The sequence below is a fragment of the Clostridium sp. 1001283B150225_161107_B6 genome, from assembly GCF_015556325.1.
In the GTDB taxonomy this organism is placed as follows: domain Bacteria; phylum Bacillota; class Clostridia; order Lachnospirales; family Lachnospiraceae; genus Enterocloster.
This window is the reverse complement of record NZ_JADNMD010000016.1, coordinates 40696-57080: the sequence shown is the minus strand read 5'-3', so window position 1 is coordinate 57080 and position 16385 is coordinate 40696. Positions and strand designations below refer to the sequence as shown.

The window sequence follows — 16385 nt, the reverse complement described above, 5'->3', positions numbered from 1 at the left end:
ATTTAAAATGTATGCTTTAAGAAAATAAAACTATCAGACTGTCCACAAAAGTTGATATGTTTCGCACTGCAATTGCCAATGTGATACATATAATTATTGCACCAAATACATTAAACGCTTTCTTGTTTGTAAACCCACCCATAAACGTTTTATTATTACAGATACTAACAAGCAAAATTGCATTTAATGGAATTACAAATGCATTAGCCACCTGTGCAAAAAGTATGATTTCTGTAGGTGACGCCCCCATAAAGCATCCTGCAAAAACACCAAAACCAAGAACAATTGCCATGATGATGCGGAACTTCGTTCCTTTAACATTTTCCCCCCAACCAAGAATTCCGCAAATTGGAAATGCTGCAGATAGCGGTGCAGTTAGGGCGGAACTGAACCCGGCTGCCCATAATCCAAGTCCAAATACAACAGTAGCCCAATTCCCCAAAATGGGAGTCAATGATTCTGCCATGACTTTACCATTTGTAATTTCTATTCCCGTACCATAAAAAGCCGCGGCTGCACAAATCACAATGGACGATGATATGATGAAAACCATCCCCAGCGATATAATAGAGTCCACCCAGGAAGTGGCAATCGCATCCTGTTTGTCTTCTCTGTCCCCCCACTTTTTCGCTGCCGAAGATGACTGCAGAAATACCGTAAAAGGGCTGATTGTCGTTCCGATAAGTCCTGTCAATACATACCATGCCCTATCCACTTTAGGAATTCTCGGTATAAACAGGCTCTTTATCACTTCCCCCCAGTCCGGGCGGATTGCAACAGCTGTTATAAAGAATAATACTCCCATCAATCCAACCAAGGCAGTTAAAAACTTTTCAACATAGGAAAAATTGCCAATAAACAGAAGAATTGCCCCACCAATGCCTAATATGAGAATCCAAACATTTCTGCCCACGTTGGGAAAGATTGCCTCCATCCCTAATGTAGCGCCCGTCAGATTACTTGTTTCAAAGGCTGTATTGCCTACAATTGCGGCTGTCACAAAGATAAATGCCAAAAAAATATGTACTTTCTTATCCTTATAAATACTGCGTTCTGCTTCCCCCAGACCTTTCTTGCTTACTATCCCCACACGCGTCGCCATATTCTGCAAAACCAAAACAGAAAGGGTTGAAAACAGCATAGTCCAAAGTAATGTATAGCCGTAACTTGCTCCTGTGATTGTACATGTTGTTACAGTACCCGGACCAACAATTGAGGCTGCAACCATGGCACCAGGTCCCACTTCCTTAACGCGCCTAAAAAAATCCTTCATTGTCTTCCTCCTTTGTGTTAATCTCTGTCACGAAACAGCCTTTCTTCAATCTCATTATTCAAAATATCTGAGACAAACATATGACAAGCCTTATGTGAAATAGCGATAGGAAGTTTTGCCTCCTGTACAATAATTTGAGGGGTTATTCCACATCCCCAGAATACAGGCACTTCATCGGCTGCTACTGGATTGGGGTCGCCATATTCCGGATGGTTAAAATCCTTGATTCCAATTGCCTTCGGATTGCCATGATGTACCGGCCCTCCATGGACATGCGGAAACTTTCTTGTTACCTCATACGCCTTCTCAACCATTTCATTTTTCACTGCCCTCATACTCACTACCATAGGACCGGAAAAAACTCCTGCTGGTTCACACATAATATTGGTTACATAACAGCTATTTCTATTTCCTGTCTCCCAGTATGTGATTGGAATTCCATTCTCCACCAGAGCCTGTTCAAAGGAGTAACTGCACCCAATAAGGAAACCTACCATGTCCTCGCTCCAATAGGGTGTAGCGTCTGTACATTCTTCAACCATAACTCCATTCTTAAAAATATTATATTTAGGTATATCTGTGTAAATATTAGCATGGTCAGCAAGCCGGTTTACAAATTTATCTCCTGGCTTGGTGTAATCGAGAATTGGGCAGGGCGCCGGATTTTTTCGTGCAAACTCCTTGAAATCCGCCGCATACTCCTGAGGCATTATAATCAAATTTGCCTGAACATAACCCGGACATAATCCGACTGTACTGCCGGTCACCTTACCTTCTCTTATAAGCTGACGAAGCTGTGCTGGTGTAACACCATTTAATTCCCCCATAAGACTCCCTTCTGCTACTTGCTTAAAATATTGTTCCTTATTTACTTTAAATCATGTTGAATTCAACTTAACTACATTATATCCCCGGATTTTAAATTTGTACAACGGATATTTCTGTTCATTTTAATTCGTTTTTCGAATAGTAAGACAAAAAAACATTTCACCAGTATTCTCATGGACTGGTGAAATGCTGCTTAATTATTTTATATTTATATAATTAAATCGGTTTGAAATCCGGGAAAATGTGAAACCAACATTTTAATGCCGCTGAGTCCAGCCTATATTTATTATATACCATATAAACTTGAAAATGTTTTATCTGCAAATCCTCTATCGGTATTTGTATCAGCAAACCTGATTCTATCTCCTTCCTGACAGCTATCTCCGGAAAAAAGCAGCAGCCTATCCCTTCTATACAAAATTCCTTTGCCACATCCAGCATATTGCAGTGTACCTTGAAAATTTTTTTATCGGATAATATATTTTCGGATATCTCAGATAAATAATTTTCCCAAATATCGGAATAAATAAGAGGTAAATCCACCAATCCTCTTTTTTTAATTCCCTTATGTAAATGTCCGTAGTATTCAGCTGCACCAACGAATATAATATCTGAAACCAAAAAAGGGCAATTCACCAGATTTGCAGCTTTCACCTTATAGCCCATAACGGCAACATCATAGATTTGGTCCTGCAGCAGCAGAATAATCTCCTCACTATGAGCAATCGTAATATTGATTGCAATTTTATCATATGTCTTACTGAAAATCTTTATATAATCTCCCGCACAATAGTCAAATATCCATTGTGCACATCCTACATTTAGCCGGTCATTATAATTTTTCAGCATATGTATCTCATGGAGGGCTGAATTATCCAGTTCTTTTATCCTTTTGGCATATTCCAGAAACACACTTCCCTCTGTCGTCAAAACAATACCAGCCTTATCTCGAATCACTAATTGTGCACCTGTATATTCTTCCAGTGAATGGATTCGGTTTGACACGGTAGACTGGACAATATGCTGTATCTCGGCTGTCTTTGTAAAACTTTTGCATTCGGCCAGCACTATAAATGTCCGAAGTTCTTCTAAATCCATAAAAGGTCCTCCATTCAATTTCCATATAATATAAGAATACAATCTAGCATAAAGAAAATCAAATCTTTTCTACTATTCATTTTTTACCTGCACTCCGTTTATATACAGCTGCCCTCCTATTACTTCTCCAGCAATACCGCAATCGTATCCCCCGTCCCATCATAAATCCTTCCCGCAGCATCCCCGTAAATTCCGCTCACACGAAATCCGCACAGAGCCGCCTCTCTCACCAATGACTCAACTGTAAAGTATTGATTCCAGATATAATAGACCGCCGCGTCATGTTCTGAAATCACTGCAGACTGTTCTAAGGTAACGTTCTCCGTAAATTTGCAAAATCTGTTTAACACCATATACCCCTGTTCCCGCCAGAAGCCTCCGCCAGGATTCATCTCCCAGGTATCACCTTCCTGAAATGCCCTGTACTTTTCCATGGAGAAAACATCCAGCAGCACCTTGCCTCCCGGCTTCAGATGCCGATACATGGTCTGCATGACAGTATGCCGGTTGCGTTCCGATAAAGCTCCATAATCACAATAAATCATGGTAATAAAATCAAAACAGCAATTCAACTCCAAACTCAGGTAATCATGATATAAATAACAGATATCAAGCCCCTTTCTCTTTGCCGAATCCCTTGCATAAACAATGGAACGTTCTGAAAAATCCACTCCAGTCACCTGAAATCCGGCCCGGGCAAACCGTTCCCCGTACAATCCCGGACCGCATCCAAGGTCTAACAGTGCAGGATAGTCCGCAGGCGGTACTGCCTCTGTTATCCAGGCCGCAGATGATTCAATAAAATGAAGTTTTCTGCTGGCCCCGTTAAAATCAGGGTCCAAATGAGCCTCAAGCATTTGTTTTGAAATGTATTCGTCATTCCAAAAGGGAACCTTTGTCTCATAGAAAAGCGAAGGACATTCTAACATTTTTCTGATACGTTTATACATTCTCATTTCCTCCTTTAATTCTGAAAAAGCCAAAAACAAGAGCCGCAGATTTTACTCCGCGGCTCAGCCTTGTGGGATGAAAAGCCTCAGGAGTAAAATAAAATCAAAAATCAGGTACACAAACCAAGCCGATGTCTCGGCCATTTGCCACTTGATACAATTGATTTTATCTACTCCTTTCCAGTCATATCCATGCCACTGATTATGTGGCATCTGATATGCCGGACTATCATCACCTTTTTCGTTTTATATTTTATGGTATCATCTTATAATAAGTCATAATGTTTGTCAATATTGCATTTACATTCCAAAAGCAGCTGCGGTGAAATGAATTCCGTCCTTTTCCCGCTGTACGTAAGGGTCAGCCTGTGCATGGCCCGCGTACAGGCAATATAGAGCAGACTGCGGTCAAAATCAGAGGCATACGTGCTGCAATCCGCTTGTGGAATCAGGACCTCATCAAACTCCAGCCCCTTGGACATGCGGATTGATGTGATAGAAATTCCATTTTGAAAGCTGGCGCTCTCCTGCGTAATCAGGTTCATATCATATTGGGACCCTCTGCCTTCTCCTGCTTCATCTCCCCCTGCTTCGTCTCCTCCCCACTGACTCCCACCGCAGCATCCTGCCAGCGCTTCATACATCCCTTTAGCCGCCTCATCTGTTTTTAAGATAATTCCCAGCGAAACATTTTCCCCTTCCCTGAAACCTTGGATTACTTCCATTATTCTCCTTATTTCATCTGCTGTGTCCAGGCATGGAATCAGCACCGGAGGATTCCCATGGCGTTTTACGGGCTCCAGGGCGGATACATAACGGATATTTTTTGCAAATGACATGATTTCATAAGTGGAACGGTAGCTCTTATTCAGTTCCACAAACCAGGCATTCGCATAGATGGAACGCAAATCCTCCAGGCTGTGCATGTGGTTGGGGTTGACGAGCTGTCCGTAATCCCCCAGAATCGTTTTCTGGCATGGAAACATTCGGTTTAAGGCAGTAAACTGGATGGGCGTATAATCCTGCATCTCGTCAATCACCAGATGCCTGGTGATATGGCTTTCCTTTAAGCCCTGGAATGCAGCATGAAGATATAAAAAGGGATACACATCCGCCCACTCCAACGTCTTCTTAGCAGCCATGACAAAAAGCTCCGGAATTCCCATCCGTTTATAGAAATCCTTGTAGACAGCCAGCGTGTCCTTCATGACAAGCATGGAGTTCAGCTGTTTCAGAATCATCCCCGGGCGAGGCACCTCCTGTTCCATGATATTATCTGTCTCAAAGCGGTCATGGATATCATCTGCAACCATAATCAGCCGTTTCTTGACCGGATAAGTTCCGTAGGCCCGAAACCGCGCCCTAATCCACTCTCCCTTTGCCGTAAAACTGCCGTATGTATAATCCGCAGGCACAAAAACAAACTCCGGCATCTGTTCTATGTACCGGTCCATTAAGGCAACAAAATCCAGGGTTGACTTAAACCGCACCCTCTCATTCCAGGCCTTATCCCGGGGCTGAAGCGGGTCCCTGTCCGGCTCAAAACCAATGACTCCCTGCAGCTGGATTTCAGCAAGGTCCCCAAAGCTCATCTCATAGATAGGTTCCTCTCCCAGTTCAGGAATTACGCCTGAGATATAGTCCCCGAATACCTTATTGGGCGAGAGAATCGTAACATTCCTGGCTTTCAGCCTGTCTTTAAACCGGTACAGCAAAAATGCAATCCGGTGAAGGGCAATGGAAGTCTTACCGGACCCGGCCACTCCCTGGATAATCAATGTCCCTTCCTTCTCATTTCTGATAATCCGGTTCTGCTCCTTCTGGATTGTGGAAATAATGGATTTCATCCTTTCATCGGAAGTATGGCTCAGTTCCCTTTGCAGGACATCGTCCTGCACATTGGATGAGCTTTCAAGTGCATATTCCATGACCCCGTTCCTGATTTTAAACTGGCGTTTTCTGGTAAGCTCTCCCGCTGTCCAGCCTGACGGCGCCAAAAATCCGGCCTCTCCAACCTCGCAGTCATAAAACATACTGGATATGGGGGCGCGCCAGTCAAAAATCATCGGTTCATTTTCGTATTGGAATGCAAACCTGCCGATATAATAGGACTCCCCTTCCTCCTCCTGCTCCTCCCGAAAATCAATTCTGGCAAAATACGGGGATTCCTTTAATTTTGCAATCCTGTCCCGCATCTCCACGGCAAATGCGCCTGTCCTGTCTGTCTGTTTTAACAGAAGTTCATTCTGAAACATCTCATGGGGGTCGATTTCTCCCCTGTGGTCCGCCATGTATTTCTTGGTATCCGTGTATTCCCTGTCCGCCTTTCTGACAGATTCCTCTGCCTGCTGCAGGGCTTTCAAAAGCTTTGCATTCACCTGTTCCAGATGTACTATTTCATCAGGGAATGGGATGGCCGGATAATCACTCATGTTCCCTCTCCTCCTGCTGTAAAATAAAACGCTGGGTGGGATAGCCGTATTCCACCAGCAGTTCTGCCTCTGCAAATCCCAGCCCTTTTATTTCATTCCGGTGCCCGGTGTCCGCCTTATCGCCCTCCCTGTAGGTTGTAATGCTGATTTCCTTACCCTTAAGCAGTTCCTTCATTACCTTATCCAGCATGGCCTTGGGAACTCCCTTTTTCCTGTAAAGCGGATGGCTTCCCATAAAATCAATGCTGCCGTTTTCATAAGAAAACAGCATGATGCCGATGGCTGTTCCCCTGTCCTTCAGGATAAGGGCCTGTGCTGTGCTGATTTTCTGTCTTAATACCTGGACATATTCCTCCTCATGCAGATGAGGAAAGCCGTCAATCACAAGCCTCACCAGTTCCATCCATCCAGGAATATCCTCTTCCGATGCAAAAGAAATCTCCCATGACGCCTTTTCATTTCTGTCAAGCATTTCATAACTCCCTTCAAAATTAAATCTGAGCTGTAAGGGATAAAACCTTTCATTCTCCCTGTACATGTTGGGAGGTATTTTATACATGGCTGTAAAAGCATTGGTAAATGCCTGCTGGCTCTGATAACCGGATAAAAATGCAATCTGGACAATGGGTTTACCGGAAAAAACCAGCAGCTTTGCGGCCTCGGTCAGCTGCCTGCGCTGGATGTAATCATGAATGGTAAGGCCCACTGTATCGGAAAACACACGGTGAAGATGATATTTGGAATAATGGACTGCTCCGGAAATCATGGCCAAATCCAATTTTTTCGTCAGATTGGCTTCAATAAAATCAATTGCCAGGATTACCTCTTCCATACTGCTCATCATAAAAATTGCCTCCTTGCTGCCGGCCGCTATGGGAACCTTGTTACGTTTTCCCAGGCAACCTGTATTCCAGAATAGTATAATCAAAACCAAACCGGTTGTCTTAAGAAATCTTGCGCATTTTCCGGTGAATCATATAGCGTTTAAAGGACAGTCAAGTCCGTTTCGGTCTATCTATCATATTCAATAAGGTGAAAGTATGAAATACGAACGTATCAGAGATTTAAAGGAAGATAATGATGCAAAAAACAAACCAGTGTCTGGTATATAAAAAAACTAAGGGCCGGGAATCAAAAATACAAACATCCCCAGCCCTACCGGTATTGAACCAAAATGTGAAATCCGCATACCAAAGGAATTACAACTGAATTTCGGCCGCAAAAACAATCACAGCCTGTCCCATAATCTGCACACGCACCGGCAATCCCTTCTCAATCTTAACCTTCACCTGCATGCCACCGTCACGCTTAATGGCCTCACCCTGCAAGATAGAAAAAGAGAGTTCATCGTCAGTTTCCAATGACCTGCAAATGCCGTAATGGACCAGATAAATGCCCAACGGCCCATTGGCATTTCCTGTTACCGGGTCTTCCGGAATGCCGATTGCCGGTGCAAACATGCGGCCATGTACCAGTACATCATCTTTTGGATTTAATGTAAATACATAATATCCGTTACAGCCCACTTTTGCACTGATTGCAGCAAGGGCATCCATATTGGGAGCAAGTCCGTGAAGCAGTGTATTTGATTTGATTCCCACCATTATTTTGGAATGACCGGCAGAGGCAGTGCAAACAGGACAATCCCTGCGAATGTCTGTTTCACATATACCTAAGGCTCCTGCAATCTCCGCTACAATGTCAGGCGAAAATGGTTCTCCAATTTCCGGGTTTCCCTGTGTCATAATAATGGAAAAATCGTCATCCTCTTTTACAATATCCACAGGCAGAATCCCGGCCTTTGTCTTTTGTAAAACCCGTCCTGAAACAGCTGTGCCTTCTATGGCTCTTACATAATGGGCTGCAATCGTCGCATGCCCGCACAGAGGCACCTCGGTTGTCGGTGTGAAAAATCTGACCACCGCATCATGCTCTGCGGATTGGGGTGAAAAGATAAACGCTGTCTCGGAATTGTTTAATTCTCTGGCTATTCTCTGCATCTGCTCATCGGTCAGCCCGTCTGCATCCGGCACAACACCGGCAGGATTGCCATGAAACCGGCTGCGTGTGAATGCATCCACCTGATATATCCTGTATTTTTTCAAAGTAATTTCCTCCCTGTGAGCAATGAAATACTCAGCTGCCGGCTGTACCTACTCCTCCACATCCAGCAGATAAGGCGTAACCTGATACACGTAGTAATTCAGCCAGTTGGTATACAGCGTATTGGAAGTATTCCGCCAGGTCAGAGGCGGCGCTGAAAACGGGTCATTATCCTCGTAATAGTTATAGGGAACCTCGGGATTCAAGCCTTTATTCAAATCCCTGTGGTACTCATTATTCAGCGTCATCCTGTCATACTCAGGATGTCCCTGGACAAATACCTGCCGCCCGTCCCTGCTCATGACCAGGAACACGCCAGCCTCATCGGATTCAGCCAGAATGGCCAGCTCCGGATGCTTCCGGATATCTGCCTTCCTCACCTCGGTATAGCGTGAGTGGGGGGCCAGGAAATAGTCATTGAGGCTTCTCACCAGGGGAACCTTCCGGTCCAGAACCCTGTGATTATAGATACCTGACAGTTTCCTCTTCATAGGGTATTTGGGGACGCCGTAGTGATAATAAAGCCCTGCCTGGGCTCCCCAGCATATATGTATGGTGGATGTCACATGGGTTTTGCTCCACTCCATCATCATGGACAGCTCCGGCCAGTAATTCACCTCTTCAAACTCCAGATTTTCCACCGGCGCTCCGGTTATAATCATGCCGTCAAACTTTTTCTTCTTAATCTCTTCAAAGGTGACATAGAATTTGTTGAGATGGCTGGCCGACGTGTTCTTTGACACATGGGTGGACAGCATCAGGAAGGTACAGTCCACCTGAAGGGGCGTATTGGACAGGGCCCGCAAAAGCTGGGTCTCTGTTTCTTCCTTCAGGGGCATCAGATTCAGAATCAGGATTTCCAGCGGACGGATATCCTGGCTCATAGCCCTGTCCTCATCCATTATAAATATATTTTCTTCCTCCAGAATCACTTTTGCCGGAAGGTCTCTCTGTACTTTTATAGGCATGTTTGCTCTCTCCTTTCAAATGTCGGCCGCATCCCGCACATGAATCCTGTTCACACACATTGGCAGCATTTCACACGGAAACCGCACAGCGTCTGCCGGGACTGCAGTATGCATCCCCCGGCAGATACTGTGCTACAACATTCGCAGGAACTCCTCTTCTGAGATAATGGGAACTCCCAGTTCCTTCGCCTTTTTATTCTTTGACGAGTTAGAGGCCGTGTCATTGTTAATCAGATACGCTGTTTTGGCAGTAACGGAACCAGTTACTTTGCCGCCCTTGCTCTCAATCAGCTCCTGGAGTTCCTTCCTGTTTGCAAAATGCTCCACAGACCCGGTCACCACGAAATTCATACCTGCAAAGACTGCCTCCCCTGTCTCCTCCGGCTGTTCCTTTTCAATATCCAGCTCTGCCAGCAGATGGTCCACCACCAGATTATTCCTCTCAGAAGCAAAGTAGTCCATCCAGGCCTGGGCCAGGACGCCGCCGATACCATCCACTGCCACCAGCTCCTCTTCACCGGCATGGCGCATATTCTCAAAATCAAACTTAAACTCACGGCACAGCATCTTTGCGTTCGCCAGTCCGATACCGGCGATTCCCAGTCCGTACACCATTCTCGGAAGGGTTGTTTTGGATGCTGTCTTTATGGATGCAATGAGGTTGTCATAAGACTTCTGTCCCAGACCCTCCATTTCCACGATAGCTTCCCTGTGTTCTTCCAGATGGAATATATCCGCGTATTCATGAATAAACCCTGCCTGGATAAACTTCTCCAGGGTAGCCTCAGATAACCCGTCAATGTTAAGCGCATCGCGGCTGACAAACAGGGTAAAGCTCTTTATCTTTTTTGCCTGGCAGTCAGGATTGGTGCAGTACAGGCTCTTTACGTCATTTACCTTTCGGATTTCCGTCTTTCCCCCGCATACAGGACACTCTTCCGGTATGTCCTTCACCCCGCTCCTGGTCAGGTTTTCCTCTATCTGCGGGATTATCATATTGGCCTTATACACGGTTATGGTGTCGCCCTCTCCCAGCTCCAGTGCCTCCATGATGCTCAGATTGTGGACGCTGGCCCTGCTGACCGTGGTTCCCTCCAGCTCCACCGGCTCGAACACAGCCACCGGGTTGATTAACCCTGTCCTGGAGGCGCTCCATTCAATGTAGGAAAGGGTTGTTTCCCTGATTTCATCCTTCCATTTAAAAGCAATGGAATTGCGCGGGAACTTAGCCGTACGTCCAAGGGATTCTCCATATGCAATGTCATCATAGGTAAGAACCAGACCGTCAGAGGGAATGTCATTTCCTTCCACTGCCTTTGCAAACATTTCCACTGCCCCGGGCAGGCTGGCTGCATCCACCTCCTCATAGCGGACCACCTCAAACCCCTGGCCCTTTAGCCACTCAAACTGGGCTTTTCTGGAATTATGAAAATCCACCCCATCTGCCTTCACCAGGGCAAATGCCTCAAAATGCACATTCCGTTCCGCTGTAATCTGACTGTTCAGCTGGCGTACGGAACCGCTGCAAAGGTTCCTGGGATTCTTATATTTGGCGTCCACATCCTCGATTCCGCTGTTAATCCGCTCAAAATCCGAATAGGTAATAACTGCTTCTCCCCTGAGAATCAGCTGTCCCTGGTAGGAAATATTAAGAGGGATATTGGCAAATACCCTGGCATTGGGCGTAATAACCTCGCCAATTTCCCCGTTTCCCCTGGTAACTGCCTTGGCAAGGGTTCCGCCCTCATAGGTCAGCACAATGGTAAGTCCGTCCATCTTCCAGGACAGCAGCCCCTTCTGGTCCCCCAGCCATTCCTGCAAATCCTCCACGCTCTTTGTCTTATCCAAAGAGAGCATGGGTGAACCATGATTTTCCTTTGGCAGCTCGCTTAATATCTCATACCCTACCTGCTGTGTCGGACTGCCCGACAAGGTGACTCCAGTCTCCTTTTCCAGGGAAACCAGCTCGTCATACAGCTTATCATATTCAAAATTGCTCATGATTTCCCGGCTTTCCTGATAATAAGCCTTTCCTGCTTCCCGCAGGACGGAAACCAGTTCCTTCATTCTCTGAATCCTGTCTTCCATTCCGCTCTCCTGATTATCGATTCTTTCTCTCCTTTACGGACAGACTGGAGGAGTCCTTAAGAAGCCCTGTCAGCTCCCCGTACTCCTCCTTCGTTATCTGGCGGTATGCGCCAGTCTTTAAATTGCCCAGGCGTATGTTCATGATGCGCACCCGCACCAGACGCTTTACCTGGCAGCCGCAGGCTTCACACATCCGCCGTATCTGCCGGTTCAGGCCCTGGGTAAGGATGATGGAAAATGTATTCCGCTCCACCTTCTTCACCTGACAGGGCCTGGTCACCTGGTCCAGCTCAGGCAGTCTGACGCCTTCTGCCATCTGTTCCAGAAAGCGTTCCGTCACCGGCTTATCTATGGTAACAATATACTCTTTCTCATGAGCATTTCCGCTTCTCATGATTTTATTCACCAGGTCGCCCTGATTCGTCATGAGCAGGAGTCCCTCTGAATCCTTATCCAGCCTCCCCACAGGGTAAATACGCTCCGGATACTTCAAAAAGTCCACGATGTTCTCCGCCCTGTCCTTGTCGGTCGTGGTGCACACAATGCCCTTTGGCTTATTCACTGCCAGAAGTACTGGTTTGGGCCTGTGGTTCCGGTCGCCCCGGACCACCTTTCCATTGCAGACCACCTTCTGGCCCGGTGTCACTTTCTGCCCCATGGAGGCGGGACGGTTGTCCACCAGCACCTTGCCGGCCTCAATCAGACGGTCCGCCTCCCGTCTGGAACAGACTCCCATCTGACTCAGCCATTTATTTAAACGTTCTTCCATATTTTCCCGCTTTCTTCTGATAATCCTGCAATCCCTGTGCTGTCCTTACTGCTACTTAGCAGCCGGATGGGCTGCAATGAACATGGCATCGCCAAAGGAGAAGAAACGGTAACGCTCCTTCACAGCCTCCCTGTAGGCATCCAGTATATGCTCCCGGCCAGCCAGCGCACTGACCAGCATCACCAGGGTGGACTGAGGCAGGTGAAAATTAGTAATCAGGCCATCCAGTACCTTAAAGCGGTATCCCGGGTAAATGAATATCTCCGTCCAGCCTGTTCCTGCCTTAAGCACCCCATCCTCTGTGGAGGCAGATTCAACGGTTCTGCAGCTGGTAGTCCCCACACAGATAATCCTGCCTCCGGCAGCCTTTGTGTCGTTCACCTTTTTTGCCTCAGACTCCTCCACAACATAAAATTCAGAATGCATATGGTGGTCCTGGACATTCTCCACCTTGACAGGGCGGAATGTCCCCAATCCCACATGGAGCGTCACATGGGCAATCTTTACTCCCATACCTTCAATCTCAGCCAGAAGCTCCTGGGTAAAATGCAGACCTGCCGTGGGCGCTGCCGCAGACCCTTCGTGCCTGGCATACACGGTCTGGTAACGGTTCTTATCCTTCAGCTGGTGCGTAATATACGGCGGCAAAGGCATCTGGCCCAGCTGGTCCAGTATTTCCTCAAAAATGCCCTTGTAATGGAACTGAATCAGACGATTCCCGTCATCCACGGTATCCACCACGGTTCCCGTCAGCAGACCCTCTCCAAATTCAATGACAGTCCCGGGTTTGGCCTTCTTGCCCGGACGCACCAGTGTCTCCCATATATCATTCTCCCTGCGTTTCAGCAGAAGTATCTCTATCTTGGCCCCTGTGTCCTTCTTCACTCCGAACAGCCGTGCCGGTATAACCTTTGTATCGTTAATCACCAGGCAGTCTCCCGGCCGTAAGTATTCCGTGATATCCTTAAATATCCTGTGCTGTATCTCCCCGGTTTCCCGGTCCAGCACCATCAGCCTTGAAGCGGAACGGTCCTCCAGCGGGTCCTGGGCTATCAGCTCCTCCGGCAGTTCATAATCAAAATCCTTTACATCCATGGTCAATCTTATCCTCCAAGACTATTCTATCTTTACACTGGAACCGCCTGACGTACCGGGCTCAGTTCCCTGGCTTCCCTGGGTCTCTGTTCCTTCCTGTCCGGCCGGGACATTCTGTATTCCTTCTCCCTGGGAATTCTGGTCCGGGTCAGCGGCCGGCTCCTGGGAATTCTGGCCCGGGTCAGCGGCCGGCTCCTGGGATGGCTGTCCCCCCTCAGGGCTCTGTCCCCCTGCGCCTTCTTCCTCCAGAATGACCGTACTGTCCCCTGTCTCTTCCTCGGATGAATGGACCACTGCTCCGTTTCTCAAATCCTTATAAATTCCGGCAAGGACCGTGTCGCCCTCTATGGCCTGTCTCAGCCTCTCATTCACCTGGTTGGACAGCAGCTTCACATCCTCAGACTGGTTCTGCTTTGCCACATAATCCGCCTCATCACCCACTACATTTTCACGGATAATGTAGTTTCCATTATCTTCCTTGACCACATAGCACCACATGAGCCCGGGCGCCAATGTCTCCACACGTCTGAACTTCACTTCGTAGGTGACATAGGCCACATAGGAATCCTCTGTAAGCCCTGGCTTGGTATAGCAGACAATATCCACATAATCCTCAATGTATACCGCCTCATTCTTCAGTTCTTCCTTCCGTTCATCCAGCCCGGTATCACTGCTCTTGCCGAATATCCGGTACAGCGTCTCAGCATCCTGGTCCACCTTTGCCTGAAAATACTCACTAATCAGCTGGTTTACCTGGGGAATCTCGTCCTTTTTCAGCTCATACTGGGAAAAATCCGTAGTATACTGGTTATTGTCCGGCTCCACTCCCCCATCGTCCGGTGCAGCGGTGCTGTCGCTGTTTATATTGATATCCTCATCCGAGGAAAGCGACACGCCGGTTGACGCGGATGCCTCCTTATCCGACGGTTTCCTGTCCATCACCAGTATGATTGCCACCAGCACCAGCACAATAACCAGCGGAATGGCCGCCATGCGCATATATTTTATCTTATCGTCCGCAGAACGTCTGCTGCCTGTCCTTCTTCTGTTTTGTCTCATGATTCAGTCCTCCTGTCCCGACTGCGAAGCCCGGAGTATGTTAGTATACAAGTATCTCCGCTCTATTCTAGCAAAAAGCGGTTCAAATTGCAATCTGTACCAAAAAAATACCGCAGATAATCCAAAGCTGAAACAGATTATCTGCGATATCCTTACAAGGGCATCCCGCCCCATCTTTTGACCCATCCAGGAGAAACCGAGGAAAATAACCGCTGTATGCGCATCGTCAAACGTATAAGCCTCTCTTCAGTCTTTACGCAGTCATCGGCGAACGTCCTTTCATTCTCAAGCATATGTACCATATTTTATTTGTCGCGGTTCTTAAGAATCCCTGTAACCACCCCCGTCAATGCGAACAGTGCAATGGCATTGGGAATAACCATCAGCTGGTTGAACATATCAGATAATGACCATACCAAATCACTTTCCCCAATTGTTCCAAGGAAGATAAATACCAAAGCAACAAGCATGAATGGTTTCTGCGCTTTTTTTCCAAATAAGTAGGTTACATTAATCTTTGCAAATAAATTCCAGCCGAGAATGGTGGAAAATGCGAAGAAGAACAAACAAATCGCCACAAAAACAGCGCCGGCCTTATTACCGTATACAACGCCGAAAGCCACCTGGGCAAGGTTTGTATTTTTTAATGTCTCCGCGGCTTCTCCTGCATAACCATTTGCCAGAGGACCATTTCCTGCGTAAAGTGTAGAAATAATAACCAATGCATTCAGTGTGAGAACGATAAAGGTGTCAATGAAAACACCGACCATTGCGACGCAGCCTTGTTCATGCGGATTTTTCACCAGCGCAAGGGCATGGGCGTGGGGGGTGGAGCCCATACCGGCTTCATTTGAAAACAGGCCTCTCTTTGCGCCCTGGCTGACAGCCGTCTTAATTGCTATACCGAATCCGCCGCCGATAATTGCCTGGGGCTGGAATGCATATTTGAAAATCAGGCCAAATGTTTCCGGAATATACTGTAACCGCATAGCGAGTACTCCCAAGCCGCCTAGCAGGAAAAATGCTGCCATAACCGGAACTAATTTTTCAGTAACGGAAGCAAGACGGTCCACGCCTCCCATGAAGATAAATCCGCAAATAACAACGAGGAAGATACCTACAACCCAGGACGGAATCCCGAATGCCAGCTGGATTGTCGAGCCGATTGAGTTGGACTGCACCATGCATCCAAAGAATCCAAGAGCAAGAATAATTGCGATTGAAAAAAAGCCTGCCAGGAATTTTCCAAAGCTGCCATGAAAGGCTGTCTGGATATAGTACACCGGTCCGCCCTGGATATTGCCTTCCGCATCTGTAATACGTGTCTTCTGCGCTAATGTTGCTTCTGCATAAATGGTTGCCATGCCCAGAAATGCAATAATCCACATCCAGAAAATGGCTCCGGGTCCGCCCACAAGAATCGCACCGGCTGAACCAACAATATTTCCGGTGCCAACCTGTGCAGCGATTGCTGTTGCAACCGCCTGAAATGAGCTCATTCCGCCTCCCTGAGAACCGCCGTGCAGTGAAAAACCGCCAAACAGCTGTTTCAGTCCTTTCCAGAGATACCTCTGGACACATTTGGTTTTGATGGTATACCAAAGGCCCACAGCAACTAAAAGAAATACAAGAATGTAATCAGAAAGGTATGAATTAATTGTATCAACTATCCGTAGCATATAATGTTTCCTCCTTAATATATAAGTGTAGGGTTTTGGTCCC

General features: G+C 46.8%; 13 protein-coding genes. All 13 read right to left on the bottom strand.

The genetic code is table 11. The annotated features are described in order from the left end of the window. Positions 1–16: 16 nt before the first annotated feature. The 13 genes from I2H39_RS25830 to I2H39_RS25770 all read right to left on the bottom strand — a co-directional run bounded on the left by I2H39_RS25830 (position 17) and on the right by I2H39_RS25770 (position 16342). Positions 17–1273, bottom strand: coding sequence for an Nramp family divalent metal transporter (locus I2H39_RS25830; RefSeq protein WP_195627890.1), 1257 nt, complete (start codon positions 1271–1273; stop codon positions 17–19). A gap of 17 nt (positions 1274–1290) precedes the next feature. Beyond that, positions 1291–2100 (bottom strand): putative hydro-lyase, encoded by an 810-nt coding sequence (locus I2H39_RS25825; RefSeq protein WP_195627889.1) that lies wholly within the window; start codon positions 2098–2100, stop codon positions 1291–1293. Between the two features lie 217 nt (positions 2101–2317). Further along, a complete protein-coding gene (locus I2H39_RS25820; protein WP_195627888.1) occupies positions 2318–3199 on the bottom strand; it encodes a LysR family transcriptional regulator in 882 nt (293 codons plus the stop codon). Between the two features lie 119 nt (positions 3200–3318). After that, on the bottom strand, positions 3319–4149 hold the full coding sequence (locus I2H39_RS25815) for a class I SAM-dependent methyltransferase (RefSeq protein ID WP_195627887.1): 831 nt from the start codon (positions 4147–4149) through the stop codon (positions 3319–3321). Between the two features lie 266 nt (positions 4150–4415). After that, entirely contained in the window at positions 4416–6581 is a 2166-nt protein-coding gene (locus tag I2H39_RS25810; RefSeq protein WP_195627886.1) for a 3'-5' exonuclease, read from the bottom strand. After that, on the bottom strand, positions 6574–7425 hold the full coding sequence (locus I2H39_RS25805; protein ID WP_330640851.1) for a helix-turn-helix domain-containing protein: 852 nt from the start codon (positions 7423–7425) through the stop codon (positions 6574–6576). The genes I2H39_RS25810 and I2H39_RS25805 overlap by 8 nt, the downstream gene beginning before the upstream one ends. Before the next feature lie 355 nt (positions 7426–7780). Next, positions 7781–8686, bottom strand: coding sequence for a PhzF family isomerase (locus tag I2H39_RS25800; RefSeq protein WP_195627885.1), 906 nt, complete (start codon positions 8684–8686; stop codon positions 7781–7783). A gap of 48 nt (positions 8687–8734) precedes the next feature. Continuing rightward, complete coding sequence (gene metA, locus I2H39_RS25795; protein ID WP_138308929.1) at positions 8735–9652, bottom strand: homoserine O-succinyltransferase; 918 nt, start codon at positions 9650–9652, stop codon at positions 8735–8737. Positions 9653–9784: 132 nt separating this feature from the next. Beyond that, positions 9785–11740 (bottom strand): NAD-dependent DNA ligase LigA, encoded by a 1956-nt coding sequence (gene ligA / locus I2H39_RS25790; protein WP_138308931.1) that lies wholly within the window; start codon positions 11738–11740, stop codon positions 9785–9787. Between the two features lie 13 nt (positions 11741–11753). Continuing rightward, a complete protein-coding gene (locus tag I2H39_RS25785; protein WP_195627884.1) occupies positions 11754–12509 on the bottom strand; it encodes a pseudouridine synthase in 756 nt (251 codons plus the stop codon). A 51-nt stretch (positions 12510–12560) separates the two neighbouring features. After that, on the bottom strand, positions 12561–13604 hold the full coding sequence (gene queA, locus I2H39_RS25780; RefSeq protein WP_195627918.1) for a tRNA preQ1(34) S-adenosylmethionine ribosyltransferase-isomerase QueA: 1044 nt from the start codon (positions 13602–13604) through the stop codon (positions 12561–12563). Between the two features lie 21 nt (positions 13605–13625). Next, positions 13626–14663, bottom strand: a complete 1038-nt coding sequence (locus I2H39_RS25775) for a hypothetical protein (RefSeq protein WP_138308935.1) — start codon at positions 14661–14663, stop codon at positions 13626–13628. Between the two features lie 305 nt (positions 14664–14968). Next, positions 14969–16342 carry an amino acid carrier protein gene (locus tag I2H39_RS25770; protein WP_138309042.1) on the bottom strand — a complete coding sequence of 458 codons (1374 nt, stop codon included), beginning with the start codon at positions 16340–16342 and terminating at the stop codon, positions 14969–14971. Between the last annotated feature and the right edge of the window lie 43 nt (positions 16343–16385).

Coding starts and splice junctions, on each gene's coding strand:
- I2H39_RS25830 (WP_195627890.1), bottom strand. CDS start 1,273: ATGAAGGATTTTTTTAGGCGCGTTAAGGAAGTGGGACCTGGTGCCATG.
- I2H39_RS25825 (WP_195627889.1), bottom strand. CDS start 2,100: ATGGGGGAATTAAATGGTGTTACACCAGCACAGCTTCGTCAGCTTATA.
- I2H39_RS25820 (WP_195627888.1), bottom strand. CDS start 3,199: ATGGATTTAGAAGAACTTCGGACATTTATAGTGCTGGCCGAATGCAAA.
- I2H39_RS25815 (WP_195627887.1), bottom strand. CDS start 4,149: ATGTATAAACGTATCAGAAAAATGTTAGAATGTCCTTCGCTTTTCTAT.
- I2H39_RS25810 (WP_195627886.1), bottom strand. CDS start 6,581: ATGAGTGATTATCCGGCCATCCCATTCCCTGATGAAATAGTACATCTG.
- I2H39_RS25805 (WP_330640851.1), bottom strand. CDS start 7,425: ATGATGAGCAGTATGGAAGAGGTAATCCTGGCAATTGATTTTATTGAA.
- metA (WP_138308929.1), bottom strand. CDS start 9,652: ATGCCTATAAAAGTACAGAGAGACCTTCCGGCAAAAGTGATTCTGGAG.
- ligA (WP_138308931.1), bottom strand. CDS start 11,740: ATGGAAGACAGGATTCAGAGAATGAAGGAACTGGTTTCCGTCCTGCGG.
- I2H39_RS25785 (WP_195627884.1), bottom strand. CDS start 12,509: ATGGAAGAACGTTTAAATAAATGGCTGAGTCAGATGGGAGTCTGTTCC.
- queA (WP_195627918.1), bottom strand. CDS start 13,604: ATGGATGTAAAGGATTTTGATTATGAACTGCCGGAGGAGCTGATAGCC.
- I2H39_RS25775 (WP_138308935.1), bottom strand. CDS start 14,663: ATGAGACAAAACAGAAGAAGGACAGGCAGCAGACGTTCTGCGGACGAT.
- I2H39_RS25770 (WP_138309042.1), bottom strand. CDS start 16,342: ATGCTACGGATAGTTGATACAATTAATTCATACCTTTCTGATTACATT.